The organism is Citrobacter sp. Cpo090, assembly GCF_030332665.1.
In the GTDB taxonomy this organism is placed as follows: Bacteria; Pseudomonadota; Gammaproteobacteria; order Enterobacterales; family Enterobacteriaceae; genus Citrobacter; species Citrobacter portucalensis.
Genome location: NZ_JAOWHK010000031.1, coordinates 350099 through 376119, shown reverse-complemented (window position 1 = coordinate 376119; position 26021 = coordinate 350099). Strand labels below are relative to the sequence as shown.

Here is a 26021-nt window from a genome sequence, read left to right as displayed (position 1 = left end):
ATCAACTTAGATCGTGCAGTTCCTTATCCATCGCAGGAGTTAGTCTGAGATCAAGAAATTCTACTTCCAACCCCTTGCGCTGAGGTGTACAACACATGATTCCCGTTTTGACAGGGCCCGTAGGGAAATGGCATAAGCGAAGTAATGGCCAGTGCTGTCCATCTGAGGAGTACTGCAGTCGTAACGCATCTTTTTTACGGGTCAGACGCAGCCAGAATTCCTTCGGATCCCCAGGAAAGAGTCCTGTAGCCCAGTCGGAACATCCCTGCGTGAGTACACTCCCGATTGCAGGTGCGCCATCGTTGAATTCGATGCCAGCTTTGAGCCAGTGCTGTTCGTCAGAGAGAATCATAATTCCGGCCTGGTCATAGAGTGTGGTGAAGTTTGCGCGGATCCTGACCTGAAAAGTAAAATCACCTGTTACATCAGTAGCGTAGATGTGGCCGGTAAAACGCTCAAACCCGTACCAGGTACGGCACCAGAAATCAGTATGCTCATCTGTGATTACCGATAGGGCGTTATTTTCGTAGCACCATACGGCGGGCTCATTGATCCATTCAAACTTGCAAATCATCATTGTTCTCCTGTCATGCGGAATGCAGCATAACGATAGTTTAAAATGTCAGTTCCATTTCAAACTGGCATAACGTTTCAGCCTGATAACCCGCCGCAGTAAATAATGGTGCCAGCGTTTCTGGGATCGCGGCTGATGTACCTATGCCAGGCCATCTGGCATTGATTTTCTGAAGCATTCTTTTAGCCCGTCCCTGGTAACGATACACCGGTTCCACAAACAAACAGCGGAGCTGAGGTTGTCCCATGAACTCCGCGACAGCACACCATGCATGTTCGTTATCCCTGAGGATGTCGCAGGGAATAGACAAGAGCGGCAGGGGGCTGGCCAGCCAGGGAAGATCATCATCTGGTGCAGACCAGACGGTACGCAGGAAGTCATCAGCAGTCTTGGATTCCATATCCCCTGAAGGTATTTCCGGACGAGACTGTGGATCTCCCCGGTATTTGCACAGATGTCGACGAACCTGAAAACCGAGCGCGTGATAGAGAGCGATTGCCCGGGTATTTTCGTGCATCACTTCCAGTCTCACGCTGGATAACTTTTTCTCTTTTAAGGAGGTAAACAGAGGAGTAAGCATCTGTTTTGCCAGTCCTTGGCTCCGGTACTCAGGCAACACACCAAATGCTGCCAGACGCGCTTTGTCCATTCTGCGGGTTACGATGGCTATTGCCGCCGGGTTATCATTGACCAGCCAGACAAACGAGTCTTCAAGGCTGAGTCCTTCGGAAATGAAACGTGAGGCAAACATTTCCGGTGGCAACGCAAACGGTGTCAATGTTTCATTAAAGCTGTCTGCAAGAATACGGCACAGCTCAGTAATGCTGCATTCAAGGGCTGATACCGGAATAACGGTCATAGATAAAGCTCTCCATTGCGGTTACCGGGAGCTACAGGGGAAAATATGCTCCCTGTTTTCTCAGACAGTGAAGCTGATTTCTACAGAGCGGGCACTGCGATCGCCCTCACCATGGTAAACAGCTTCGATGTTGTTACCGTCCGGATCCAGAACAAAAGCGGCATAGTATCCCGGATGATAGGTTCGTTCTGCAGGTGCGCCGTTATCACGTCCGCCATGATTTAGTGCTGCGTGGTAAAACGCGTTCACCGATTCACGGTCTGCGGCCTGAAAGGCCAGATGGTGCCGTCCTGTAGGCACCCCGCCAGACTCCGAACTTTTTACCGACGAAATGACCAGTTCGTCGGCCCAGATATAATCGTCATCGGTAATAACCATGGGGATCTTAAGTTCCGCCAGAACAGCAGTGTAAAACGCTTTGCTTGCGGCAAAGTTGTTTACCACGAGCTGGATATGGTCGATAAGTCTGCCACGATGCAGCGTATAGTTATCCATGGTTCATTTCCTTATTCAGATTCTGTCAGTCAGGTCTTTACCTGTGAAACTCAACAGAGGCACAACTCTACGTAATGATTGTGTTGTTGGAAAAAAAAATACGTTAAGTTTTGTGCTCTGAACCCGACAGATATCAGAAAATCATTCCAGATTTGGTCTTTGTACAGGAATTGCTATTCCGTTATTCGCTGATGACCAGGCTCTCAATTGCCAGTTGTAATATAACGAGCAGGGATGAGATAAGAGCAAGCCATTTTACAGGGCGTAGTTTACGTTCAGGTATAGAGAGCGTGTGGAGTATGGCATGACGCTTCATTTTATTGTGTGACATGCTGCCTCCTGAAAAAGAGCCGCCTGCACAGGCTACTAAACAATGAAAAAAATTATTCCACAAACAAGGCACTTATGAGCAAGGTTAATTGCCGTGGAGCTAACGTAACGGTCGAGGCGGTAAAAACAAGCCACAAGTGGCTAACCGTTTTCCTTCTGAGTTGACAGCTTCACCCTGTAGAACTGTTCGTTTGTTAGCCAGAACAGGTTAACGGATAAAAACAGTATATCCATATCAAATGAGTGGTTGTTTAGCATTTATTTAAACAATACTAATCGAATAATGTGCGCTCAAATAATAATCAATCCGGAACTATCCAGAAACGCTAATTGATAGGCGCTTATGAGAACTGGAGAGATGACTCCTTCTGATGAGCCACAATGCAATCACACCCCGGTCAGTTGATTCTCAGGTTTAATAAGCGTGATTAACCAGTACTATAATGATGGCTCAACGTAAGACGCGTCAGTTTGTTGTTGACTCTCCTGTAAGGTAAGACTGTAAGGTTCACATACTCATTCAGGGAGATAGTTACATGTATCAAATAGGGCTGTTTTCAAAGATCTGCCGTGTGACGATAAAAACGCTTCATTACTATAATAAAATTGGTTTACTTGTTCCTGCCTATATTAATCCTGAGAATGGTTATCGATTTTATACTTCTGACCAATTAATGAAATTCCATCAGATTGCGAGTTTACGTCAGCTTGGATTTACCATAACAGAAATAGTTACTCTTACTCAGGATGAAAATTCCTGCCACATAATTGAACGGCGACGCCTTGAAATACAGAAACAAATTCGAGACATGGACGATATTCTCTCCCGAATTAACCACTATCTGCAACATAAAAAAAAGGAAGGAATTATGTTATATCAAGCTGTTTTGAAAGAGATCCCGGAATGTATTGTTTACTCCAAGCGTTTCATTGTTCCTGATTTTTCCTCATATCTCAAATTAATTCCGCATATAGGACAAGAGGTTGTGAAGGCAAATCCAGATTTAACTTTAGCAACCCCAGCTTATTGCTTCACTCTTTATCATGATAAAGAGTACAAAGAGAAAAACATGGATGTGGAGTTCTGTGAAGCTGTTGATGATTTTGGTAAGAATGAAGGGAGTATTTTTTTTCAGGTAATCCCTGCCATAACAGCTGTAACTGTAATACATAAGGGACCATATGATTCATTAAGAAATGCTTACATTTACCTTATGCAATGGGTTGAAGATAATGGTTACTTGTTAACAAATTCACCAAGGGAAAGCTACATCGACGGCATCTGGAACAAACAAGACTCCGCAGAGTGGATGACTGAAATACAGTTCCCTGTAGAGAAAGTTTAATCGAGATGCATGCTGGCCCGGTTAAGGGCCACCAGCTGATAACCATTCAGATTGGAAATTCCCAGGCGGGCATTGCCGTCAGGTAACGTTTTGCCTGCTTTTGTGCCCGACTTTTTGCCAGCAATCAAGGAAACCCTGCATCGCCTATGACCAGTGTTTAAGATTGCCGTTGCCGTCGCTGCGGTACGCACAATATTTATCACTGGCACTGTGTGCATCGGGTGAATACATCGCCATTCCGCAGGCCTGATTAAACCACTTGTTCTGTGTCATCATGTGCTCCTTCAGTCAGTTGATTGTCTGCTAAACATACAAACTTACTGCACTGTCTTTAACGGGTCAGATCAACAGCTCCTGATGGAACGGAACCACTATGAACATTGATTGAGCTCATTTACCAGATAAGTTCCATTTTGATAGGCTCGACTTAACTCGTTGACCATTTACAGGATTGTAACGTTGGAAATCTTTTTTTAACCTGCTGAAAAATATCTCTTAAATATTTTTCATACACAAACATTCATGGTCCGTTTAGTACGGATCCGGTTTTGTATGGGTTAAAAAAGGTACGTTATGAAAGTTACATGGACCGTCACGCCTGTGGGGTATCAGCGCATCGCGAAACGATGCCCTTCATGCAACATTAAACGGGACTTCACGCCGTCAGGTGCATTTCGGGTTAATTCGCAAAAGAAGGTGCTGGACGTGTGGAGTATCTATAAATGCACACACTGTGATTACACCTGGAATATCTCCCTGTTTTCGCGTCTGCACGTCAGCAAAATTGACCGCCAGCTTTATCATCGGCTAATGACAAACGATGCCGCTACGGTTCAACATTTTGCCTGTGATATCGCGACGCTGAAGCGGAACAACGCCGAGCTATCGGGTCGGCCTGATTTTACCGTTCAGGAGCGCTGGCAGTTAAGCATCACCGCCCACCAGCGGGTTCACGTTAGTGTCAGGATCTCCCGTACATTTCAGGTAAGTCTGCTGTCGATTTTGAAGCAACAGCTCATGCTGAGCGCTGGTGAGATTCAGAGAAGGGTGGAAGCAGGGCAGATTAGCGGCGTTACGATGAAGATGCTTAAATCGAGAAAGCTGAAGTCATCGGAATATGGATTCCAGTTGTCTGCGGAAACTTTATATGCCAGGCGCAGGATTGTTCTGACGCATCGTTAAAAACATGAAGCTCCCCTGAGGTAATAAACGCCCGTGTGGCAGCGGTTCAACATAATGCCAAATAGGCCGGGGATAGGGGAGCTTCAGTTTTTCAGCTTCAGAATTGAGAACTTTAGTGAATGGGGTGATAAACGATATCGCTTGAATTGTGCCGAGTCTGAATGGTGCTTTAAGGATTGGGGTATTGGCAAGGCGTAGCTTAATTGAATTGGTTGTATCATTGGCCGCGCGAATCCTTAATGCGCTGCTGTAACCATAATTCGACCTCGCTTTGCTTCCAGCGGGAACTGCGGCCCAGCTTAATTGGTCTCGGAAACAGGCCATCTTTTATCAGCTTGTAAAACCATTTATCTGTCAGCCCCGTTAGCTTCGTGATGAACCGCATATCCACAAGTTGATCATCGAGCAAAGAAATATGTTCTGTCATGATGCTGTCTTCCATTGTGGGATTAGCCCGAGTTGGTGGGTGATTGCTCGTTACCACCAGCCCTTCCACATCAATGGATTGATACGTAAAAAAGTGCAGAATGTAGGTTACAACGTGCGAGGACGCCCCAGTCCGCTGGGCGGCGGTACCTCACTGGCTCCGTAGTGATAGTGACCGTGCTTTTGCTCTTCTTTGGCGAGGTAGCTGATGATGTAGCGCAGGTTATCGATGGCTTCGGTATCACCGTAGTTCACCGGCCTATCAATACTTACTTCATAAGTGGGTTTGTACACGCAGCGGTTGTAATAGCCTTCTCGTTGCGTTATTTCCCGCCATATTGTTCCTACTCTCTCAGCTATTGGGTAGGTAGCCTGGTTAAGGTGCCTGTCGAGATAGAACACGATATGAGCATGGCACCCGTGGTCTACAGAGTTCTCAAGTACCCAGAAATATCCTGCCAGATTTGTGTTCTGCAGGGTGCGTTCAACCAGCATACGTACTTCTCGTTCGGTTTCGTTCCATGAATGACGTTTATAGCGCTCCGTACCTTTCTGATAGAACAGGTCGAGTCTGAGTGCCTGTATTCGGGAATATCGGTTCAGTAGTTGATTCAGGTGGTCATTGAGTAGAGACAGCAGAAACCAGTTCATCGTGTATCTGGAATTAAAAGGGTAAGGTGTGTGCATTGATTTATCCTTTGTCTGGTAGTGTTCAAAGGATTGGGATGAGATGTAATTTTTAAGAGAAGCGGGGATGCAGCAGATAAAGGAAAGTGTGTATCCAGGGGAATACAGGCAGGGTTGCTTGTTGGGGGAAGGAGCTATGAACAGGGTGGTATAGAGACAGGGAGTCCCCCTTAATTATACTAAAAACCCAAATGTTCATATTTGCTGTTGAACGATGCTAATGAGGTGAACAGAGGACGATCCTAGGGTAAAAATCACAGGAATAATGCAGTAAGGTGTCAGAGTATTATCACAATAGAATCAGGGGGATATCAGTAAAAAATCAGCCATTCCTCAGCCTGTGACCCGCCTCCCTCTACCTAAAAGATGCTCATGCTAATCTGTGTCCAGGAGCCAGAATTAGAGGGAAGAGACGATGTTGCATTACGATATGATCCGCTACGAGATAATGTATCTAAAAATGCTTGGTGCGCTTTCCAACACTGATTACTCCTTACAGTGGAGTACTTATGATTCGCCGGATCAGTTTCGACGTTTAATCTCTGAGATCCTTGAACGGCATTTCCTGGGCGATCAGGACAGGATCAAAGTTGGTCGGAAAACTCTTAAAGAATGGGCTGAGCTGCTACTGATTGATAAAGATTATTTTGATTGTTTCAAAGGTACACCAAGAGCATTGTGGTTTGCTCACCATTATATTTTTGAATACCCGGTATTATCTGCAGGGCTGACGCTTGGTGGGTTGGGGAATGACGTCGGTTGTTCTGGTAGTTTTAATTCTCTTTTAATGGACGATAATATCTTCACAAATCTTGATTTCTCTAATTTGAATACTGACCTGGACGATATAGATTGGGACCTGATAACAAATCCACAGGCCACTGCTTCAAAGAAACCGAAACGCGTTTTCTCCCGATTTTATCTGAACGCGGGAGCTAGTACCTCTCTGTATAACCCCACTCCGGTAACTGAGCGTGAACTCATCAATGGTGTGATGAGGTACATTGATGAAGCGCCATGCTCACTTGGAGATAAGATCTCTTATTTCAAAAAACTGCATGAGCGCTGGCTTGAGCAATATGATTTTTTTCTGACAGATTTTGACTGGATGTCACGTGATGACGAAATTCAGTTAGTCTATCTCTGGGACTATCTCAAAGGAAAAGGACGAATAGCAGGCTATCTTCGCCCTTATAATACCTCTATGCGTTATGACATGATTATTGCGGCTATAGATGTGTGGAACGTCCAACCTGAAGAGAAGCTGGAGTTTATTGAGAAGATGAAACATGCCTGGCAAGCGGCGAAATCTTATCGGCGATCTGCTAAATAGCGTTGTGATCCCAGCGGTTTCTTCGTCTGATTTCTCAGTATTGTTATGAATCTTAATCGACCAAGGTTCTATAGCTGTCTCTCTCTTGCCCGTTACGTACAGAGCACCGTAGCCGAGGCATGGAAGTTAGAACTTTTACTTCTGGCTCGAAGCGTACAAACTGACTGATCTGAAGGTCCGCTGTGAGCGAAAAACGGACCTTCAAATCCGAACCGGTTCGATTGATTAACCTTGGCTGTCAGTCAAGCCATCGTTAACATGAATCCGATCGAAAATTCCTTATCGCATTTTTTACAAATACGCAGTGTCAAGAAAGACAGATTCTGGCTCATGACAAGTAGAGTGGTTCATTTGTATAAAGAGACTTCGCCTTCAGGACGCGTTTTGAACCTGCGATGCATCCACAGGTATTGCTCAGGAGCACGGAGAATTTCATGCTCGATGATCTTATTCATATAAGCCGCTGCGGCGACCTTGTCTTCCCCTGGATAGCCTGACAACGGATTGCTGATATACATGTGATAACCTTTTTTATCGCTACGTCGAATCATGCTAAGTGTGATTAAGTGTGCACCAGCGAGCTTTGACAGAGCATACGTTCCGTTCGTCGTTGCTGCTTTTTTTACCGAGAAAAAAGGTGCAAAAACGCTTCCTTTAGACCCATAATCCTGGTCTGGTGCAAACCAAACGGCTTCACCAGCTTTTAGCGCATGAACAAAACCAGATAAATTACGGCGATTAATCATAGCTTTATTTGAACGCATACGCCCTTTTGTCTGTACCCATTCCATTAATGGATCATTGTGTGGGCGATACGTTGCCATCATAGGATGACATAACCCCATTACCCTTCCACACAACTCAAGGGACATAAAATGAATCCCGACAACCATTACTCCTCTTGTCGCGCCGGTCAGGTTTTCAAGCCCTTCAACATCAAACCATTTTTTGACTCTCGCATCGCTCCAGAACCAGGCCATTCCTGTTTCCATCAGTCCCAGCCCAAGAGAAACAAAGTTTTTATTAACCATCTGGCTCCGGGCAAACGGTGTCATCTCGGGGAAGCACAGTTCGATATTTCTAATCGCAATTCCTTCTCGACGTTTCAGAAAGGGTCTGGATATTTTTCCAAGGCCAGAACCCAGAATATGTAAAACCGGGTAAGGAAGCTGAACGAGAAGCCACAGCAGACCCAAACCAGACCAGGTAAGCCAGTGGCGAGGATGAAGTAAATTATGAGTAAACGTCTGTGCCATAAATTTCCTTAATGCTAATGAAGGTTATAACGCAAAAGGAAAACAATGAGGCAATTCGTCTTTAGCGATACATTTTGTTTTAGACAATTTAAACCCATCTAAATTCAGAGAAAATAATTTTGAAATGCCTGGTAAAGGATTTAAAGAGCCAGGATGAATTGTAAGCCAGCAAATTTATTCTGTTATAAATCCATGGTTTTATCATTGATACTCAAGAAATTGTCTTCTTGATTCATCATCATCAAGGTACTCAAAAGAAAGAAGCCGAATTTTGGTAAGTTTATAAAACCACTCGCAATCGTTTCGTTGAATACTTTCGCCTGGTTTGAAACATATCCCTGAAGCCACCCGGATAATCGCATATTTACCATTACTAAACCTGACCCGGTGAATACAGAAAGGTTGGCCAGCCTGTCCGTGACAGCTGTTCGACAGGATATGCCCTTCAATAAAAACAGATTTTTTAGATTTCATTATCATACCCTCGACAACTGCAGTACAGGAGAAATGTTGTCATTTCCCGACATCACTGTCGTTAAGTGGCAGAAGCTGATCAGCCGCCGATACACCAGCATTCTGAAGGCCTGAACAACAGTCCGCAGGCAGGGCACTCAAGAACCGCATCTTTTCTTAGTTTACCTGCTTTCTGATCGGCTCTGTGTGCGCATACCGGGCAGGCAACATGAACCGGTCTTTCTTTAAAATACCTGAGCCCATTTGTATAAGACATAAATAATTCTCTGAGGAATAGAGTGATTATTATACGCTTTAATAGAAAAATAACTGGCATAAGTTATGTTAAGTTGTGTCTGAATCAGGATATCAGATATTGAAAATTGAACATCTTATTTATGATACACTACCCTTCCGTGAGAAATTTAAGATGAAATCAGAAGACACCCTTGACTGGTATCCGGCACAACTACCGCCTGTGAAAATTATTCTTGGCGAAGCCGTGCTGGCTGTGGGTAAACAGGGCCGGCCGATTAATACACGCACCTTGCTGGAATACCTTCAGGTCATGCAGGACAAACAAAAAAGGCGGGATGACAAAATCGCCATGCAGACTGCGATTGATGTTCTCAGGGATAATCAGCGCATTAACGGCAGACGTTAATGCACCTCCGGGATCAGTGTCAGTTCTGAATGATCTCAACCGTATGGTTTTGTCCATCATCCTTCAGCGGTATTCTGTCATCAGGGAGGAGAACACCATCCAGCGTCACGCAATATTCTGCATCGCCGCGTGAAACACTAATCTGATAATGGCTTTCACCATATTGATAGGCCATAGAAAAAGACGACCACTCATCCGGTAACCTGGCATGAACACTAAAGTCAGTGCCGGAACGTTTTATCCCCAGTAACTCCTCGGTAAGTAAACGCCAGGCCCAGCCTGCGGAACCGGTATACCAGCTCCACCCTGCACGTCCGGTATGGGGAGCGACGCTGTAGACATCAGCACTCATGACATAAGGCTCAGCTTTATAAATCCCGACAGAGTCCGCATTCAGGGTATGATTTATAGGGCTGAGCATTGACCAGAGTTGCCAGGCTCGTTCGGCATTCCCCATTAGGGCAAAGGCCATCACTGCCCAGATGGCGCCATGCGTATACTGCCCTCCGTTTTCCCGCACGCCGGGCAGGTACCCCTGTATGTAGCCCGGATTTGGACCGTGTCCGTCGAAAGGAGGCGTTAACAGTTTGATCAGCCCTCCTACGTTATCCACAAGGTGCTTATCCAGCGCCTGCATGGCCTTTGCGCACCGTCCCGGGCTCGCGGCGCCGGACAATACAGACCAGCTCTGCGCAATCGCATCAATCCGGCAGTCCTGTGAGGTTTTCGAACCCAGGGGAGTACCATCGTCAAAATACCCGCGCCGGTACCATTCCCCATCCCAGGCGTGGGCTTCGAGATTACTTTGCAGGCGCAGAGCCTGTGAACGGCACATCGCGGCGACGCTTTCATCCAGCCTGCGCTCCGCCAGCGCTGCAAACCGCTGCAAAATGTCGTACAGGAAGAAGCCCAGCCAGACGCTTTCACCTTTGCCTTCGATACCCACCCGGTTCATCCCGTCATTCCAGTCACCAGCCCCCATCAGCGGCAGGCCATGCTCCCCGAAGCGAAGTCCATAGTGAATAGCTTTGACGCAGTGTAACCAGAGTGTCTCTTCGGTGCCGCTGATGACCGGCGTGTCATAGACAGACTCTTCACCAGGCTGAAGCGAGCGTCCTTCCAGATAAGGAATGCGTATTTCCAGTGCATCCATATCCCCCGTCGTTTCAACATAGTGGCAAACAGCAAGCGGCAGCCAAAGATAGTCATCGGAACAGCGGGTACGCACACCGTTGCCGTGTGGCGGGTGCCACCAGTGCTGCACATCCCCCTCGATAAACTGCCGTGATGCACAGAGTATTATCTGTTCACGCATCCGGTCCGGAGCAGCGTGGCTCAGAGCCAGCGTATCCTGCAGCTGATCGCGAAAACCAAATGCACCGCCAGACTGATAGTAGCCACTCCGGGCCATAAGACGGCAGGCGACCGTCTGATACAGCAGCCAGCCATTAACCAGTAAATTTACGGACGTGTCGGGGGTGTTAACTACGATTTTATCGAGAACATTGTGCCAGTGATTATGAATCCGGTTCAGCTCCTGGCGGACCGTATCCTCGTTCATGTAGCGGGCCAGCGTCTCCTGAGCACAAACATCATTCTCCTCTGCGCCGAGGATAAAAATAAACGTCCTCTGGTCCCCGTCAATTAATGTAACCGCCGATTGCACCGCTCCGCAGGGATCCAGACCGGCCCCCGTCTTACCAGAAAGCTTTTGCAGTTTCATGGCCGAAGGGGCGTGAAGGGAACCATTACGGCCAATAAACTCCCGGCGATCCCCTGTCAGAGAACAGTCATTACCGCTGACGGCAAAAAATGCAGTTCGGCCGCCACCATTATCACCATAAAAGTTATTCGCAAGCACCCCGCAGCCACCGGGCGTTCTGGCCACATGTGTCACAATGTGAGGGGCTGAGCGCGTTCGTGTTTCTCCGAGCGTCCACTCTACATAGCCTGTGACGGAAAGTTGACGTGTCCGTCCCGAAGAGTTACTGAGCGTCAGGAGCACCAGTTTAACCGGATCTTCTTCAGCAACCAGGACCGTCAACTCGCTGTCTATACCACTCTCACGATGGGCAAAAACGCTGTAGCCAAAACCATGGCGGGTCAGGTAGTCACCGTGTCCGCGAACAGGTAAAGCCGTCGGCGACCAGCACTCCCCGCTCTCTTCATCGCGCAGGTAAAATGCCTCGCCGCTGCGATCGCTCACCGGATCGTTCTCCCACGGCGTCAACCGGTATTCATGGGCATTCTCATACCAGGTATAGGCCTGCCCTGCCTCTGAGATCACACTGCCAAAACGAGAATTTGCCAGTATGTTCGACCAGGGAGCCGGTGTAAGCGCATTTTCCCGAAGGACGATCTGATACTCCCGCCCATCCTGAGAAAATCCACCGTACCCATTGAAATGGCATAACTGACTGGTATCAGGGCTCCAGTCCGTATGTTGATTACGCTCGCGCACAGCACGCGGAATGAATGCCCTTGCCGGCGATTTCAGGGTATGAATACGCTGGTTAAGCTGCTCATTAATACCCCCTGCGCGGTCATCAAGATAAAGACAGGCCACGCTCATCAAAAGCAACTTATCCTCAGCGGAGAGATGCTCACCGTTCCGGACAAAAAGCCCGCCCTTTTTATCCAGCAGACTGGCTTCAGACCCGGCATAAATTAACTCCATAATCTGATTTTGTAATCCCTGCTGGTAGCCGCCGGGGCTGTTATTCAGGATAACCAAATCAACATCCAGCCCTTTCTGTCTCCAGTAACGGTGTGCCTGAATCAGTGTGGTCACTGAGGTGATACTTTCCTCGCTGGTTATACTCAGCAGCACTATCGGCAGATCCCCTGAAATTGCCCAGCCCCACAGTCCGGACTGGCCACGCCGGTTGCGGCCTATCGCCTGGCCTTCGGCGCGCAGCTCCTGGACAGGGTAAAGCACAGCGCTGGCGAGACTATTGAACAACGTGGCATCATCTTCACTGGCGTTCATCTGGCGCAATACCACCAGACTGTGAGACCAGGCCAGTTCAAAGACGCGATCGGCGATAGGGTAATCGCGATATTTCTCCAGCAACGCCAGGCTCTGCTGACGGGTCTCGCTGATGCCATAAATGATATCAATCGTAACCGGCTGCCCTGGCTGCAGAATGATGGCGTTGCGAATTGCCAGTATCGGATCCAGCACCGAGCCCGACGTGTTGCCTAGCATCCCTCCCGTCTCTATTGCCTGTGCATTCGCAGGGTTTCTGCCACGTCCAATAAACCTTGCCCTGTCCGTTTCAAACGACACGTTATGTCGGTTATCGCCGTGCACCACCATCATGTGAAACAGGCAAGGGCCCGGTTCATCCGGTGAGCGCGGGCGCCGGTGGCAAAGAATAGCGTCACGCTCTGGAGCCAGCTCAGTCTGAATAAACAAATTGCTGAATGCCGGGTGTGCCAGATCGCTGGCATCAGGTGCCAGTACCACTTCAGCATAGGTTGTCAGCTCCAGAGAGCGAGGCTTACGACCACGATGAATCAGTGTGAGCCGTCGCAATTCAACATCATCCTCCGGAGAGATCACCACCTGAGTTTTGACGCTGAGTCCCCCTAAGCTGCGTCTGAATTCTGCCCCCGCATCGGTGAACAACACTTCCTCGTCTTGTCCGCTGGTGTAGCCTGTTGGTTGCCAGGTATTGCTCCACACATCTCCCGTCTGGGTATCGCGGATGTAGCAGAATGCTCCCCAGTTATCACGGGTGGTATCACTGCGCCAGCGCGTTAGTGCAATATCATTCCAGCGACTGTAACCACCGCCGCCCGCGGTCAACATCAGATGATAATGGCCGTTGGACAGGAGTTGAATATCCGGGGAGGGGGTATCCACGCTATAGAAAATACGGGGTTCATAGCGAACGGGTTTGACCATGCCCTCATGAGATTCAAAATGACGGCGCGGACTGTACAGATCGACCGCATCCGGCACGCGCTCCTGTAACAGCAGAATCGCTGACCGGAATACCGTGCTGGACATAAAGCGTTCAGTCATGGGGGCGTCAAGCAGCACATGAGCCAGCGCCTGAAATGCCATACCCTGGTGATGCGCCATCCAGGACTGTACCACCGCATAGAGCTGACCGGTTGCAAGACGTGAGGGGGTATAGTCCAGCGCTTCATAAAAACCGTATTCTCCGCGTGCACCATTTTTTTGCAGCCTGAACAGGTTCTCACAGGCTCTCTGTGGGGAAACCATCAGCGCCAGCAGCGTGGCGTAAGGAGCAACAACCATGTCATCGGCAAGTCCCCTGCGTAGACCGAGCCCCGGTACGCCAAATGCCTGATACTGATAATTATGCTGAACATCAAAAGCATGATAGCCAGACTCTGAAACACCCCATGGTACCCCGCGTTCTTTCCCCCAGTTAATCTGGCGCATAACCGCCGACTGACTCATTTCATCGAGCAGGCTGCCGGGCCAGGTGGGCATCACCAGATTCGGCATCAGATATTCAAACATGGATCCGCTCCATGACATCAGGGCAGTTTCATTATCAATCGTGGTAAACAATCGACCCAGCGCGTACCAGCTTTTAAGAGGCAGCTGATTAGTCGCAATGGCAAGAAAACTGGTCAGGCGGATTTCAGACGGCAGGAGATCGTAGTGGCTTTTGTCAGGCATATTGGTGTCACAGTTATAACCGACGCTGAGCAGACTGGTTGCTTCACTGTACAGAAAGGCGAAATCCATCCGGGCATGCTCATCCAGCCGCTGTTCCAGCTCGGTGATAATATTGAGTCGCATTCGGGCCTGCTCCGCCACTGACGCCGGAGGCGTTCCTGTACCGGTTAATGTCGGACGGGCAAGCTCGCTCAGCGTCGGCAGCGTCTGTTCATTCCAGGATGCAGGCAACCAGCCAAGCAACAGAGACCACTCATGGCAAAGCTGAACCAGTTGATGCTCCAGATATCCAGCCCAGCGCATCTGAAGAGGAGATCCCTGATGACATGCGCTGGTCAGATGGTTGCACTGGGTGCGCATGCTTTTCAGTTCGCTGAAAAGCGCCTGCGGAGAGAGCGACACCGCGTTCAGGCAATGCTTGCGCAGCAGTCTCAGGCTGTCAGGTGGGTTCTTACCCCACTGTTTTTCCAGAATATCCAGCGTATCGTTCAGTCCTGCCAGTATCTGTTGGTTGCTTAAAACAGGTTGATGACGCATGGCGGACAGGCCTGCACGCAGGGTCAATAAATGCCCGGCCATATTGCCGCTGTCGACGCTGGAGATATAGCGTGGACTGAGGGGGACCAGCGTACGGGTGTCATACCAGTTGTAGAGATGGCCCCGGTAGTGCTCCATTTTATCCATCGTGTCGAGCGTGAGCGACACGCGCCGGAGCACCTCTCCGCCAGGCAGGTAGCCAAAGTCCCATGCCGTCAGGTTAGCCATAAGTGAAAGACCAATATTGGTAGGAGAAGTTCGGTGTGCCACCGTCGGTTGTGGTATTTCCTGATAATTATCAGGCGGAAGCCAGTTCTCTTTTGCTGTGGCAAATGTTTCAAAAAAAGCCCAGATTTCACGGCTTGTCTGGCGTAACAGCTGTTTTTGTTCCTGATTAGGCGAAAAAACCTTACGCACGGGCTGGCGACTCAGCCAGCTCATCAGCAGCGGTGCCACACACCATACCAAACCGATCGGTAACGCAATCCCCAGCAGCTGTGGGGCAAATTGTCCGGTCAGTATTGTCAGCGCCACGCCACCGGCAACGTTCAGCCACATCGCCTGATAAAAACGTGCAACAGTGGGTCTGGCCTGACTGCTGTCCTGGCTGTGGCTGACCCACTGGCTGAGGTGACGCCTGCTTATCCCCAGTCGCCATAGCGTCACGGCGATCGCTTTCAACGAATATCCGGCTTCGTGCGGCAGTATCGCAAAATTAAGGCTGATACCTGACAAACGCTTCAGCGCGCCCGCCCCCACCAGTAACAGATGCGGCTTCACGCAGCGACGCAGAGGTTTATGCAGAAGGTCATGGCTGATGCAGAGGATGGCTGGCAACAGCCATATCAGCAACAGTATGCCCAGCCAGTAAACCGGATTGGGTACCCAAAGCAGAGTGAAGAACAGCAATATCAGTAAGGAGGGGGCGACCAGACTGCGACGTAGATTATCGAGTAATTTCCAGTAAGAAAGCGCGGTCAGCGGATTCCTGACCCGGGTTCCATCGGCTTTTCTGACGCGTGGTTTTAGCCAGTTAAGCAGTTGCCAGTCACCCCGGATCCAGCGTGAACGTCGTGCAACATCCGACAGATAATTATTAGGGTACTGTTCGTACAGTAACACCTCGCTCAGCAGACCCGAACGTGCATAGCATCCTTCAAGCAGATCGTGGCTGAGTACCAGATTTTCCGGGCAGATGTTGGTAGTGGCCTGCATAAAAATATCAACATCGTAAATCCCTTTGCCCACAAACGAGCCTTCCCCAAAGAGATCCTGATAAATATCCGAAGACATCATCGAATAAGGGTTATTGCCCGGTACGCTGCTGCGCAGGGCTGCGTAACGCCCCTGACCGTTGCGTGGTATCTCCTCCGCAAGACCGGGCTGTAAAATACCGAATCCTTTGACAACCCTCTGGCGTACCGGATCATACTCAGGCGTATTCAGCGGATGCGCCATCGTCGCGACGAGTTTGTGTGCCGTATCGCGCGGGAGCACCGTATCGCTGTCCAGGGTAATGACGTATTTTATGTGACCCGGTAAAAGGTGGGCAGGCATCTCTGCAACGCTGACGAATTGCGTTCCGGGATGGCGCAACCAGCTGTTCAGTAACGCCAGTTTTCCCCGCTTGCGTTCATAGCCCATCCACGCGCCTTCCGAGGGGTTCCATTCAGGCTGGCGATGTAACAGATAAAAACGTGGTCGGCCGGAGGGGTAGCGGCGATTAAGCGCCTGCGTATCGGCGATAGCCTGTCTGAGCAGCGCGTGACTTTCCGGCGAGGGTTCATTTTCAGAATCAGCAAAATCAGTGAGCAGCGCGAACCTGAGATTTTCGTTTTCATTCCCCAACCAGCAGACTTCAAGACTGGTGAGGAGCTGGCTGAAACTTTCGTGGCTGGTCAACATGCAGGGAATGACTAACATGGTGGCACTTTCAGCGGGAATGCCGGCTGAAAAATCCATCCCCGGCAAGGGTCGAGGAACGCGAAAACGGGTGGTTGCATCACTGAGCAAATCGCTCATTAACTGAGTTAATGCGATAATCAGAGGTAATATCACCGCGATCAATAGCCAGTCTGCGCCCTGCATGGCGGTTTCGTGCAATATTGCTGCGGTCGCTGCGGTTGTCAGCAACGCCAGGCTTCCAAGCCATGACAGCAGGGTTATTCTGTTGAAACTGTGCCGCAAGCGTATGAGCCTTGAGGCGTCTGCCAGGAGATGAATATCCAGCGCCTGTCGACCTTCGCCCGCAAGATAATAACCAACATGATGTTCCGGTGTATCGGGCGCTTTTTCCTCTGAAAGCGCCAGCACCTTCTCAGCAACCTCAGGCTCGCTGAGACCGCTGTCCCTGGCCAGAACCTCAACTACGTGCCGGTAATGATCCCGGGTATTGAAGTGCATCCGGGGATAGATGCCGGCAGGATCATTGCGTAATGCCTGTTCGACAACGCTTATCGTTTCGGCGAAATCAGCCCAGTCCGTTTCACTCAATAAACGCAGGCCCGCGATGCTGTTACTGACGGACAGCTGGCTGGCGGCAAGCTGCTGATTGAAACTATGTATGAGAACGTCAGTGGTGATCCCCTGTTCCCGAAGGCACTGATCAACCCAGGTCAGAGGTAACGACAGCGCGTTGCCATGCCCCTGCAGGCGCCGCACCAGCTCTGCGACAAACGCACTGGTTAACGGAGGTCGGGAGCGCGCCATATCGGCAACCACCATGATTAAATCACCAGGCGCACTCTCTGCGCATTCGACAATCCTTGTTATCCACGTATCAGCAAGGTTTCTGTCCTGCTGCGCTTTTATCACTTCCATACTGATACGACGAAGATTTTCAATCAGCGCAAGGCGCAGCATTCCCGGTAACGCCCAGACTTCACCCAGCGTCAGCGGCGTCACCTGTTGATAGGCAGTGAGATAGCTGGTCAGGCTGGCGGCATCCCAGCGGCCATCGCCGTGAGCAATGGCCTCTGATGCAATATGATAAATTCGTGGGCAATTCAACGGCGATACAAGCGACGGAAGACCTTTGCCAAAGCTTTTCGGCAGATGCTGGCGGACAGTGCGGATTTGTTCCTCAATCAGATAATAATTGTCCAGCAGCCATTCACCGGCGGGCATGATACTGGTCTTTTTACCCGCGTTAAGCTCATAGCAGTTTTGGGTAATGATGGCCTCATTGTCGCCAAGCCGTTTCAGAAGATAATAAGGATGCCTATCCGGTGATACTTTATGAGTCCGCGCCAGCTTCTGGCCGTAGCGTTCCATCTGGACGGTCGAAAAGAGTTCTGACCGCGGCGAGCTTTCACCGGCAGGATCGTTCGCCGAAAACGTTATGTTTTCGGCAGCATTCATCAGAATACGGGAGCGGTTAAACCACGCTCTGGGGATCATTTTCATAGCATTGCTCTGATGCGACGTTAGCGCGCAGGAGCAGTTGAGAAATCAGTTCAGAAACGTTCTCTCAGGATGGGCGTCAGGCATCAGGGATTTAACAGCTGCCGGAATCTAACATAAGTATAGGACATGAGCTCTGTTCTGCGGTTTTGGTCGAGCTAGCGTCGGGAGATAAACAGAGCCTTACATCCGGGGCAAAGCATGGTCTGGTTGAGCCGGATTTTTGACAACGGTTGTACTGATTTTAAGCCACAAACAGGACAGGCAGCAGTGGCAGTAGACGCACTGCTGAAGAATTTCATTGCGTAATTGATAACAGACATAACCATTAACCTTTCAATGAATGAGCTTCACCGTACCACATGTGGTTAAGTTTTAATCTATCTATTTTGACACACTGAAAATCAGGAAAGATAAATGTTCGCAGCCACAGGCCCCCTGAGACCGTTTATCCGGCAAAACTCTATGCGGCTTCCAGGGATGAGTAATTCTGATTCGCGAGAGTTAACGGCTGAAATGTGAAGCAGAACGTCTTTTCGTCCATCAGATGGGATGATGAGGCCTTTACCACTAAGAATATCAAAGCTTTTGACAATTCCTGTCATTTTATGGGACAAGTCAATTCCTTATTGAAAACACGTAAAGACTATACATTGAAAATGGCATTCAGCCACTTTTATTTTCCCTACAGGACCTCTGGACGGCTAAAAGATAATTTGCTTATATCGATTCCCTGTGCCTTAATGAATCCCATCAGTTCGATGTACTAATGAAAGTTAGAAATTTTCCGGGCAGTTCTCATTACCAGGCGCTATCGTTGATATCCCCTCTTTTGAGTCCATATGTTTAATCTTATACGTTTACTATCAATACAATCATGTATAACGGAGTCAGTATGACCTCTAGAATTATGGGCCTGGTTAAATGGTTTAACGAAGACAAAGGTTTTGGCTTCATCTCTCCTCTTGATGGCAGCAAAGATATCTTTGTCCATTTATCTGCACTTGATGGCGACAACTTTAAAACTTTATTTGAAGGTCAGAAAGTTGAATTCGCCATTCACCGCGGAGACAAGGGTCCTGCTGCTGCAAACGTAACACTTTGCGATAAATAAATCATTGTGGGTCTGCGATAACGATGAAGGATTATTCCTGAGTAGACAGATCCATAACTTAAATCAGATGAAAGTCGTTTATTCATAATATCTGATCAGCATATTTTTCAAAATTATGAGTATGCTAACCGATGTGATGAAGTGCAGTACTACTGCATAAAAAGTCTAAAAGCACAAACTAACCACATGTTAAATAAGAAGTGCGTAATGGCTTTGACCTTAATGGCATCTGCCAGTTAATATCCACGAGAGAACATGGTAATAGAATATGATTAAAGTCCTTGTTTTCTTTAATGCTGAATCCTGTAAAGTCATGACCGTTCTGGAAGGTATATCCTCTATCAGGCAGGAATATCCAAACGGTGAAGAAACACATCTTCGGATTATGTCTGCAGGTTTTCCTTCCTTAACTGGCGATCATGGTATTGTTTACGTGGCTACTGACAGGGAGTTAACGTCACAGGAGATACTTGATGCGGCCAGGAAATATTTATAGCATTTTTGTCATGCTCTCTGCTCCACGTTTAATTGCATACTTACCCTATTTATCAGAATCGAACAAAAAATGAGTTGAAAACATTTATGGCCTGCTAACAGCAGGCTTTTTTTTACATTACACTTTTTTAGAAACACCTCTATAAAGAGAGAGTAATTCGCTACCTTCTGACAAAATGCAGGTGTCTCTCCCCTGCGTGCCATCTTGCCATTTGTGAAAAAACCTTGCTAAGCGGCGGCGCTGTCTCTCCTCATTTTAAATCTCATCAGGTGTGACTGAAGCAATAAGTTATGAGGATATAAAAAGGCTCTCCGGATGACTCCTGGCATCATAGTTTTAAGTACCTTCAAAAATGCATGGACATTTCGTATGAGTTGTAATTTAGTTCTTGCACATTCTTCTTAATTTTTCTTGCGATAAGAGATTTATATAAGTAGTCTAAACCTCGTTAATAACAATATGTCCCAAACGGATTAAAATGCTCAGTAAGAAAAATCGTGTTGATGAGCAACCGTCGACATTGGTATTTGCTGAACAACGAAAAAACTTTAAAAGGTCTCTTTATGTCAGATGCTCTAACACAGTTAAACAATATCCGTACCTTACGTTCTCAGACTCGTGAAATGTCATTAGATGTACTGGAAGATGTTCTGGAAAAGTTTAAAATTATTCTTATAGAACGACGAGAAGAAGAGACATTACGTCTTGCAAATGAAAGTCAGCGCCGCGATAAACTGGAAACACTTCGTCAGATGATGCTTGATGAGGGTATCGACCCCTCCGAACTTTTAGCTGCTATTGGCTCTCTGGGTAAGGCTAAAAGGACGCGCTCCCCCCGCCCCGCGAAGTATCGATATACTGACGAAACTGGAGAGTCAAAAACATGGTCAGGTCAGGGGCGAATGCCGAAGCGGATCTCAAATCTGATTGCTGAAGGTGGGGAATTAAAAGATTTTGAAATCAGCTAAAAAGAGCCGGGTATAACCCGGCTCTTTTTTGTATAGGCCGCAAGTTGCCTTAGAGAATAGCCGAGAAACATTTATTTCCGTCGATGTAGCCGAGGAGCTGTTTAAAATCACAGTGCAGCTTAAGGGACAAACCGGTTATCTTGCTGATCGTTACAGCGAGCGAAATGAGAACCATCAGGAGCTTTCATTCCGAGTCAATCAGGACAAAAAATAACGTATGTTCTTCGTGAATCCATACTGCATGAGCTTAACAACGTCTGCTATTGGTACGGAGCGGACCGACCAGCTTGTTGTCAGGTCCGCTTTGAGCGAAAAGCGGACCCTCAAATCAGGGCCCGCCTGTTTTTATCTGAGCATCAGCAGGGGCTGACTGCTATTAGATAGCATCTCTGATGTGTTGCTGCCGATAAAGAATCTGCGCAGGCGTGAATGTCCGTACGCTCCCATGACCATAAGATCAATCCCGTGTTCCCTGGCGTAGCGGCACAGTGCATTAGCCACGGTATCGGCTTTCAGCAGACTTGCCTGACTGGTTATGCCAGCTCTTTGCAACAGAGACTGAGCTGCATCCAGCGATTCTGAATTTCCATTCACCATCACCAGGTGGCACGTAAGATTTAAGAACAATGGACTTACAGAAAGTCGGCGCAAATTTTCCAGACTCGCCTCACTTCCGTCATAGGCGAACATTACGCGTGAAGGGAAAGAAAAGGTTTCGGGTACGATTAACACAGGATTTTTTTGCAGACGAATGACATTCTCAATATGGCTTCCGACCGGATTAGATGCCCCGCGGCGCCCCAGCACCATAAGACGCGTATCACCCAATTCAGCCAAAATCCCGTCCAGCGCGCCATGTTTTTGCAGTTGCTTTGGCTCCGGTAGCCCCTTCTCTGTCAGCAGCTCAGCACAATTTTTCAGGATGGCTTTACCCTGTACCATCAACAATCGGTTACGTTCGCCCTCAATGCGAACCAGCTCTTCTGTAAAATGTTCCCGACTGTCTAAGCCGATGGTTCCTGTCAGGTCCGAAACCACAGGTTGGTCACTTTTTTCCAGTACATGAAGAAGGGCCACAGATATCTTCAACGCGGAGGCCGCCCAGGCCGCATATTTACAGACGGCCTGTGTTGATGACGAACCGTCCACGCAGGCAACAACGGTATTATTCATTTCATGACTTACGGGCATTAATGACCTCCCATTTACCTGTATTTCTGTGAACCAGACTTCGGATGAGCGAGTGAAGTTCGATAAAGAGCCCGTCAGTAACGCTCTGGAGAAGATTTGTTCCCTGACGGGTTATACGTTCGGCATCCAACTGACTGAATCGGAATCGGTGCACAGCGCAGGCATCATCGCTCAGGATTTGGAAAAAGTGTTACCCGTTGCTGTAAGTTCTGGCGGGACCGGCACAACGCAGAATGGAGAGGAGATTAACGATCTCAAAACCGTGGACTACAGTGCGATGAGCGCCCTGTATGTTGAGGCCATGAAGGAGCTGGCCAACCGGGTAAAAAGTATAGAGAGTGAGCTTGCCGAACTCAAAGCCCTGGCCGAGATATAGTGTATTAGCTCAGACTTGACCTGACAGATTTATCTGGCAGCACACTATCAAATCTGACAGTCTACTTTGAGCGAAGAGCGGACAAAGTAGCAGAGGGAAAGCATCAATGTTAATGTCCGGAAAGTTCATGTTAAAACTCTGTATGACATTTTTCATCGACGATTAAAAAGGGCTCTTAATGGCTACTGTTGAGGTATTAAAAGTAAAGTATCCAGGCGCAGATGCCTGGCAAATGGGAGACAGCCCGGAACTGGCCAGCGAGCTTGCGGACCTGATTAAAAAAGGGATTAAAACGGCCTCCTGCGGATCCTTTGCCTCTTACCAGCAAGAAAAGTCTGCCCCGAGGATTGGAAGCTATAACATTATCCTTGATGGCCTGAATGCCCCGGTCTGCGTGACCCGGCTGGTTTCAATGCGACTGGTGCGTTTTTGTGATGTGACTGAGGAGTTTGCCCGCAAAGAAGGTGAAGGCGATTTAAGCCTTCAATACTGGCGAAATGAGCATCAGCGATTTTTTACCCGCGAAGGTCATTTTTCTAAAGATATGGAGTTGATCGCAGAAGAATTTGAAGTGGTTGAAGTGCTGTAAGACGAGAGAGTCCGGCTGGCGTCTGCTGCTATTAATAACAATGTCCGCTCCTGGCACTAAGCGGACATCGTTCAGTTCTGGATTGCACAATTTCCTTTACGTGTTAACCTAATATTCCAAATAATTTCAGACAGATATTATCTCAGTGAATCCCCGCCTTCCTGACTGGAACGCGGGGTTTTTAATTCTTCACGCTGAGACTACTGTATGAATAAAACTGATGGCCTTCAGGCCTTGGAAAAACCGCTGGCATCGCTTCCCTCTACGCTTCGCGAGCTTATTCTTGAACGTATCCAGAACCTGACCCATTACGAGCCGGTGATAGGCATCATGGGCAAAAGTGGTGCTGGTAAATCCTCTCTTTGCAATGAACTTTTCCGGGGCGAGGTGTCACCGGTGAGTGACGTGAACGCCTGCACTCGCGACGTACTGCGCTTCCGGTTGCGCAGCGGTCGTCACAGTCTGGTGATTGTCGATTTACCGGGTGTAGGTGAAAACGGGCGACGGGATCATGAGTACCGAGCCCTGTACCGTCGAATGCTGCCGGAGCTGGACCTGGTGCTGTGGGTCATTAAGGCCGATGATCGGGCACTGACCGTGGACGAGCAGTTCTGGCTCGGTGTGATGCAACCTTACAGGCAAAAGATACTGTTTGTGATTAACCAGGCCGACAAAATCGAACCCTGCTATGAATGGGATACCCTCACCAGCAAACCTTCAACACACCAACAGGGAAATCTTAAAGCGAAGCAGGCTGCGATTATGGCGATGTTTAAACCACATCATCCGGTCTGTGCGGTGTCCGCCAGCACTGGATGGGGCATTGAGGATATGGTGGCAGCCATGATGCGCTGTCTGCCTGACCGCGCCACCAGCCCGGTGGTGACACAACTGCACGGGAGACTCTGCACAGAGCCGGTAAAGTCGCAGGCCCGTGACAGTTTCGGTGACGCTGTGGGCCGTGTTTTCGATACGGCTGAGTCATCGTCATTGCTGCCTGCGCCACTGAAAAAGGTGATTCGTACCGTGCGTGATGCGGTGGTGTCGGTCGCACGAGCCGTCTGGGACTGGATATTCTTCTGATATCGCAATTTTCTCTGCGAATGATGAACTGGTTGTTAATGATGTGTTGATTGTGGACACGTCCTTTCCACTGCGTTTTATCATCAATTAAATCAGGCGAAGCATCATTATCTGTCAGACGAGCGCCCACAAGGCTGGACTGCTCATAAAAAATAGTTCCGATGTTGTCCATACCCTGTCCACTCCTTCCTTTAAAGTAATCATTATTAATTCAGAGAGTTAACTTCTCAGGAGAAATCTTTCATGACGCTTCAGGAGCGGCGACATGACCGGCTTGCCGTCAGGTTGTCGTTGATTATCAGCCGCCTGGTGTCCGGTGAAACTCTGTTTATTCGCAAACTGGCAACTGAATTCGGGGTGTCAGAGCGCACGTTACGTCGTGACTTTCGGGAACGTCTGATGTATCTCGACCTGGATTATTATCAGGGGCAGTGCAGTCTGCGCTCGGATATTCACAGTACGCGGCAGGAAATAGATATTCTGACCTTTGCTCACCGCACGGGGCTGGCCGGGGTTTTCCCGGGCTTTGACCGGCGACTGGTCAGCAGCCTGCTGGATTGTGATGATCGACCCTGTCTGGTATGGCATCAGGACAGACCTCATCCTCCGGCAGGAAAGCTCTCCTTCTACAGGCTGGTCAGAGCTATTTCGGGATGTCAGCGCATCACCATTCTGACTGAAGGGGAGCGTCATGAGGCCGTTGCACCTTACCGGCTAATCGCTCTGGACGGTTACTGGTATCTGGTCGCTGAACATAACAGGCAATTACGTGTCTTCCGGCTGGATGACATTCATCTGGTAAGGCCATCCCGGGAAACATTTATTCGCAGTGAGCTTCTCCATCAGTTGTCGGAGGATAAGCATTTTATCTCTGCCTTACCTCATTTCCGTTTTATTCAGCAGTCGCTGAATTCATTTTCTCCCTCAGAAAGTCGGGGGCAATCCGGACAAACTGATTAGAGATGGTCTCCATAATTAAATGTAAGGTTAATCTAATGAAAAAATTGAAATTATTGTCTTTACTGCCAGTCATATTGTTTCCCTTACTTTTTGCAGGTAATACTTACGCAGCACGTCCTTATATCGAGTTCCTGCCTGCAGCAGTGAATAACAAGAGTGGGAATATATTCTGGTGTGATGCGCACCGCCAGGTCAGAAAACTGTGTACGGCGACGGAAGTGGATTCAATGGGATGGTTTATTGTTGTTCGCTCGAAACCTTCCAGAGATTGTCCGGGCGGCCTTTGGGGGTGGATCACTCCCAGTAAAGACGATGTGGCAACAGGGTATACCATTACGCCAGGTAAAGAATTCAATCTCACCATGAAGGATATGTGCAGTCCCGATATGAAAGTAACGTTCCGCCCGAATAAAACGGACCCTCGTTATGACGATCTCGTCGGGATTTATGCCGGGAAAGAAGCGTTTCGCTACAAACAAATAAAATAATCCAACTGTTTTTTCGTTACTTTATTGTTTTAAACAACAAAAGCTTTATTACATGATTTGAGGACAACATTATGCGACTGCCTTACGTGATATTTACATTAGCTATGCTGGCTTCTGTATCAACAGCACAGGCTATTCCCAATATGTGGACGAGTGGTTTTGGGATGGGCGTGACCGAATATATCATTACCAGCCCGGAGAAGGTGGTGTTTAATCTGAATTGTACTGGCAATCCGGATGCGCAGAATATTCTGCAACACGGCGTTAATCTCAACCTGCCTGATGGGACATCAGTAAGTTCTCATGACGACGGGACGGAAATAACGGTCGTCATGGATAACAGTCAGTTCCCATTACCTTCATCCCTCGGCTGGAGGAATGGCGATAACGCCTGGGTGTCATTTATTGACGCCCTGAGTCAGGCTGAGAATTTTGATGTTTACGTCAACGATAAAAAAGTCGGCACCTTCAGTCCGGGGCTGAAGAATACGCAAAAAGAGCTGTCTGACCTCAGTGAGTGCCGAACCACACACTACAGCGATTAGTTACTTA

The 26021-nt window shown here is 48.4% G+C and carries 26 protein-coding genes and 2 pseudogenes; 14 read left to right on the top strand and 14 right to left on the bottom strand.

Annotation, left to right across the window (positions count from 1 at the left end):
• Nucleotide 1 precedes the first annotated feature (1 nt).
• The 4 genes from OGY83_RS16750 to OGY83_RS16735 form a co-directional block, all read right to left on the bottom strand.
• A complete protein-coding gene (locus tag OGY83_RS16750; RefSeq protein WP_089587069.1) occupies nt 2–574 on the bottom strand; it encodes a DUF1349 domain-containing protein in 573 nt (190 codons plus the stop codon).
• A gap of 40 nt (nt 575–614) precedes the next feature.
• Nucleotides 615–1433 carry a GNAT family N-acetyltransferase gene (locus tag OGY83_RS16745; RefSeq protein WP_086512796.1) on the bottom strand — a complete coding sequence of 273 codons (819 nt, stop codon included), beginning with the start codon at nt 1431–1433 and terminating at the stop codon, nt 615–617.
• Between the two features lie 60 nt (nt 1434–1493).
• Complete coding sequence (locus tag OGY83_RS16740) at nt 1494–1928, bottom strand: VOC family protein (protein ID WP_086512797.1); 435 nt, start codon at nt 1926–1928, stop codon at nt 1494–1496.
• 181 nt (nt 1929–2109) lie between these two features.
• Nucleotides 2110–2259, bottom strand: coding sequence for a hypothetical protein (locus OGY83_RS16735; RefSeq protein ID WP_165351558.1), 150 nt, complete (start codon nt 2257–2259; stop codon nt 2110–2112).
• 535 nt (nt 2260–2794) lie between these two features.
• Between OGY83_RS16735 and OGY83_RS16730 the strand changes: the two genes are divergently transcribed.
• Nucleotides 2795–3604, top strand: coding sequence for a MerR family transcriptional regulator (locus OGY83_RS16730; protein ID WP_086512798.1), 810 nt, complete (start codon nt 2795–2797; stop codon nt 3602–3604).
• 46 nt (nt 3605–3650) lie between these two features.
• Here OGY83_RS16730 and OGY83_RS16725 read toward each other — a convergent pair.
• Nucleotides 3651–3877 (bottom strand): annotated as a pseudogene (locus tag OGY83_RS16725) (hypothetical protein).
• A 300-nt stretch (nt 3878–4177) separates the two neighbouring features.
• Between OGY83_RS16725 and OGY83_RS16720 the strand changes: the two are divergent.
• Nucleotides 4178–4786 (top strand): DUF1062 domain-containing protein, encoded by a 609-nt coding sequence (locus OGY83_RS16720; RefSeq protein WP_086512799.1) that lies wholly within the window; start codon nt 4178–4180, stop codon nt 4784–4786.
• A gap of 217 nt (nt 4787–5003) precedes the next feature.
• Here the strand turns inward: OGY83_RS16720 and OGY83_RS16715 are convergent, their stop codons facing one another.
• Complete coding sequence (locus OGY83_RS16715; RefSeq protein WP_049047834.1) at nt 5004–5213, bottom strand: helix-turn-helix transcriptional regulator; 210 nt, start codon at nt 5211–5213, stop codon at nt 5004–5006.
• Nucleotides 5214–5320: 107 nt separating this feature from the next.
• Nucleotides 5321–5899, bottom strand: a complete 579-nt coding sequence (locus tag OGY83_RS16710) for a YagK/YfjJ domain-containing protein (protein ID WP_086512800.1) — start codon at nt 5897–5899, stop codon at nt 5321–5323.
• Between the two features lie 415 nt (nt 5900–6314).
• Between OGY83_RS16710 and OGY83_RS16705 the strand changes: the two genes are divergently transcribed.
• Nucleotides 6315–7232 (top strand): hypothetical protein, encoded by a 918-nt coding sequence (locus tag OGY83_RS16705; RefSeq protein ID WP_049047836.1) that lies wholly within the window; start codon nt 6315–6317, stop codon nt 7230–7232.
• A 347-nt stretch (nt 7233–7579) separates the two neighbouring features.
• Here OGY83_RS16705 and lpxP read toward each other — a convergent pair whose 3' ends face one another.
• The 3 genes from lpxP to OGY83_RS25185 form a co-directional block, all read right to left on the bottom strand.
• Nucleotides 7580–8488: a kdo(2)-lipid IV(A) palmitoleoyltransferase gene (lpxP, locus tag OGY83_RS16700; protein WP_015705671.1), complete on the bottom strand. Its 909-nt coding sequence runs from the start codon at nt 8486–8488 to the stop codon at nt 7580–7582.
• Nucleotides 8489–8689: 201 nt separating this feature from the next.
• Nucleotides 8690–8962 (bottom strand): hypothetical protein, encoded by a 273-nt coding sequence (locus OGY83_RS16695; protein WP_171279005.1) that lies wholly within the window; start codon nt 8960–8962, stop codon nt 8690–8692.
• A 79-nt stretch (nt 8963–9041) separates the two neighbouring features.
• A complete protein-coding gene (locus OGY83_RS25185; RefSeq protein WP_213076229.1) occupies nt 9042–9218 on the bottom strand; it encodes a YnfU family zinc-binding protein in 177 nt (58 codons plus the stop codon).
• Between the two features lie 153 nt (nt 9219–9371).
• On the opposite strand from OGY83_RS25185, the gene OGY83_RS16690 reads away from it, so the two are divergent.
• On the top strand, nt 9372–9605 hold the full coding sequence (locus OGY83_RS16690; RefSeq protein WP_004132711.1) for a YnaE/YdfK family cold shock protein: 234 nt from the start codon (nt 9372–9374) through the stop codon (nt 9603–9605).
• Nucleotides 9606–9624: 19 nt separating this feature from the next.
• Here OGY83_RS16690 and OGY83_RS16685 read toward each other — a convergent pair whose 3' ends face one another.
• The 3 genes from OGY83_RS16685 to cspF all read right to left on the bottom strand — a co-directional run bounded on the left by OGY83_RS16685 (nt 9625) and on the right by cspF (nt 18821).
• Nucleotides 9625–18207 (bottom strand): GH36-type glycosyl hydrolase domain-containing protein, encoded by an 8583-nt coding sequence (locus OGY83_RS16685; protein ID WP_096164804.1) that lies wholly within the window; start codon nt 18205–18207, stop codon nt 9625–9627.
• A gap of 155 nt (nt 18208–18362) precedes the next feature.
• Nucleotides 18363–18527, bottom strand: coding sequence for a YnfU family zinc-binding protein (locus tag OGY83_RS16680; protein WP_213076230.1), 165 nt, complete (start codon nt 18525–18527; stop codon nt 18363–18365).
• A gap of 81 nt (nt 18528–18608) precedes the next feature.
• Complete coding sequence (gene cspF / locus OGY83_RS16675) at nt 18609–18821, bottom strand: cold shock-like protein CspF (protein WP_001446195.1); 213 nt, start codon at nt 18819–18821, stop codon at nt 18609–18611.
• Between the two features lie 278 nt (nt 18822–19099).
• On the opposite strand from cspF, the gene OGY83_RS16670 reads away from it, so the two are divergent.
• From OGY83_RS16670 to OGY83_RS16655, 4 genes and pseudogenes are all read left to right on the top strand, one after another.
• Nucleotides 19100–19318 (top strand): cold shock domain-containing protein, encoded by a 219-nt coding sequence (locus tag OGY83_RS16670; RefSeq protein WP_000203924.1) that lies wholly within the window; start codon nt 19100–19102, stop codon nt 19316–19318.
• A 268-nt stretch (nt 19319–19586) separates the two neighbouring features.
• On the top strand, nt 19587–19814 hold the full coding sequence (locus tag OGY83_RS16665; RefSeq protein ID WP_010434226.1) for a hypothetical protein: 228 nt from the start codon (nt 19587–19589) through the stop codon (nt 19812–19814).
• Between the two features lie 563 nt (nt 19815–20377).
• The gene (locus OGY83_RS16660) at nt 20378–20782 is read left to right on the top strand and encodes an H-NS family histone-like protein (RefSeq protein WP_171279038.1); all 405 of its coding nucleotides are present in this window, start codon (nt 20378–20380) and stop codon (nt 20780–20782) included.
• 79 nt (nt 20783–20861) lie between these two features.
• Nucleotides 20862–20996, top strand: a pseudogene (locus OGY83_RS16655) (arsenical resistance protein ArsH); the annotation flags it as partial.
• Between the two features lie 131 nt (nt 20997–21127).
• On the opposite strand, the gene OGY83_RS16650 reads toward OGY83_RS16655, so the two are convergent.
• A complete protein-coding gene (locus tag OGY83_RS16650; RefSeq protein WP_089587128.1) occupies nt 21128–21955 on the bottom strand; it encodes a universal stress protein in 828 nt (275 codons plus the stop codon).
• Nucleotides 21956–22001: 46 nt separating this feature from the next.
• Between OGY83_RS16650 and OGY83_RS16645 the strand changes: the two genes are divergently transcribed.
• The 6 genes from OGY83_RS16645 (at nt 22002) to OGY83_RS16620 (ending at nt 26014) form a co-directional block, all read left to right on the top strand.
• Nucleotides 22002–22349 carry a tail fiber domain-containing protein gene (locus OGY83_RS16645; RefSeq protein ID WP_157908882.1) on the top strand — a complete coding sequence of 116 codons (348 nt, stop codon included), beginning with the start codon at nt 22002–22004 and terminating at the stop codon, nt 22347–22349.
• 178 nt (nt 22350–22527) lie between these two features.
• Nucleotides 22528–22938, top strand: coding sequence for an ASCH domain-containing protein (locus tag OGY83_RS16640; protein WP_023299534.1), 411 nt, complete (start codon nt 22528–22530; stop codon nt 22936–22938).
• Between the two features lie 207 nt (nt 22939–23145).
• Nucleotides 23146–24021 carry a GTPase family protein gene (locus OGY83_RS16635; protein WP_058647036.1) on the top strand — a complete coding sequence of 292 codons (876 nt, stop codon included), beginning with the start codon at nt 23146–23148 and terminating at the stop codon, nt 24019–24021.
• Nucleotides 24022–24264: 243 nt separating this feature from the next.
• Nucleotides 24265–24981, top strand: a complete 717-nt coding sequence (locus tag OGY83_RS16630; protein WP_058647035.1) for a helix-turn-helix transcriptional regulator — start codon at nt 24265–24267, stop codon at nt 24979–24981.
• A gap of 35 nt (nt 24982–25016) precedes the next feature.
• Nucleotides 25017–25469: a hypothetical protein gene (locus OGY83_RS16625; protein ID WP_089586936.1), complete on the top strand. Its 453-nt coding sequence runs from the start codon at nt 25017–25019 to the stop codon at nt 25467–25469.
• A gap of 71 nt (nt 25470–25540) precedes the next feature.
• Nucleotides 25541–26014 carry a YfjT/YkfB family phage-associated protein gene (locus OGY83_RS16620; RefSeq protein WP_058647034.1) on the top strand — a complete coding sequence of 158 codons (474 nt, stop codon included), beginning with the start codon at nt 25541–25543 and terminating at the stop codon, nt 26012–26014.
• Nucleotides 26015–26021: the final 7 nt, after the last annotated feature.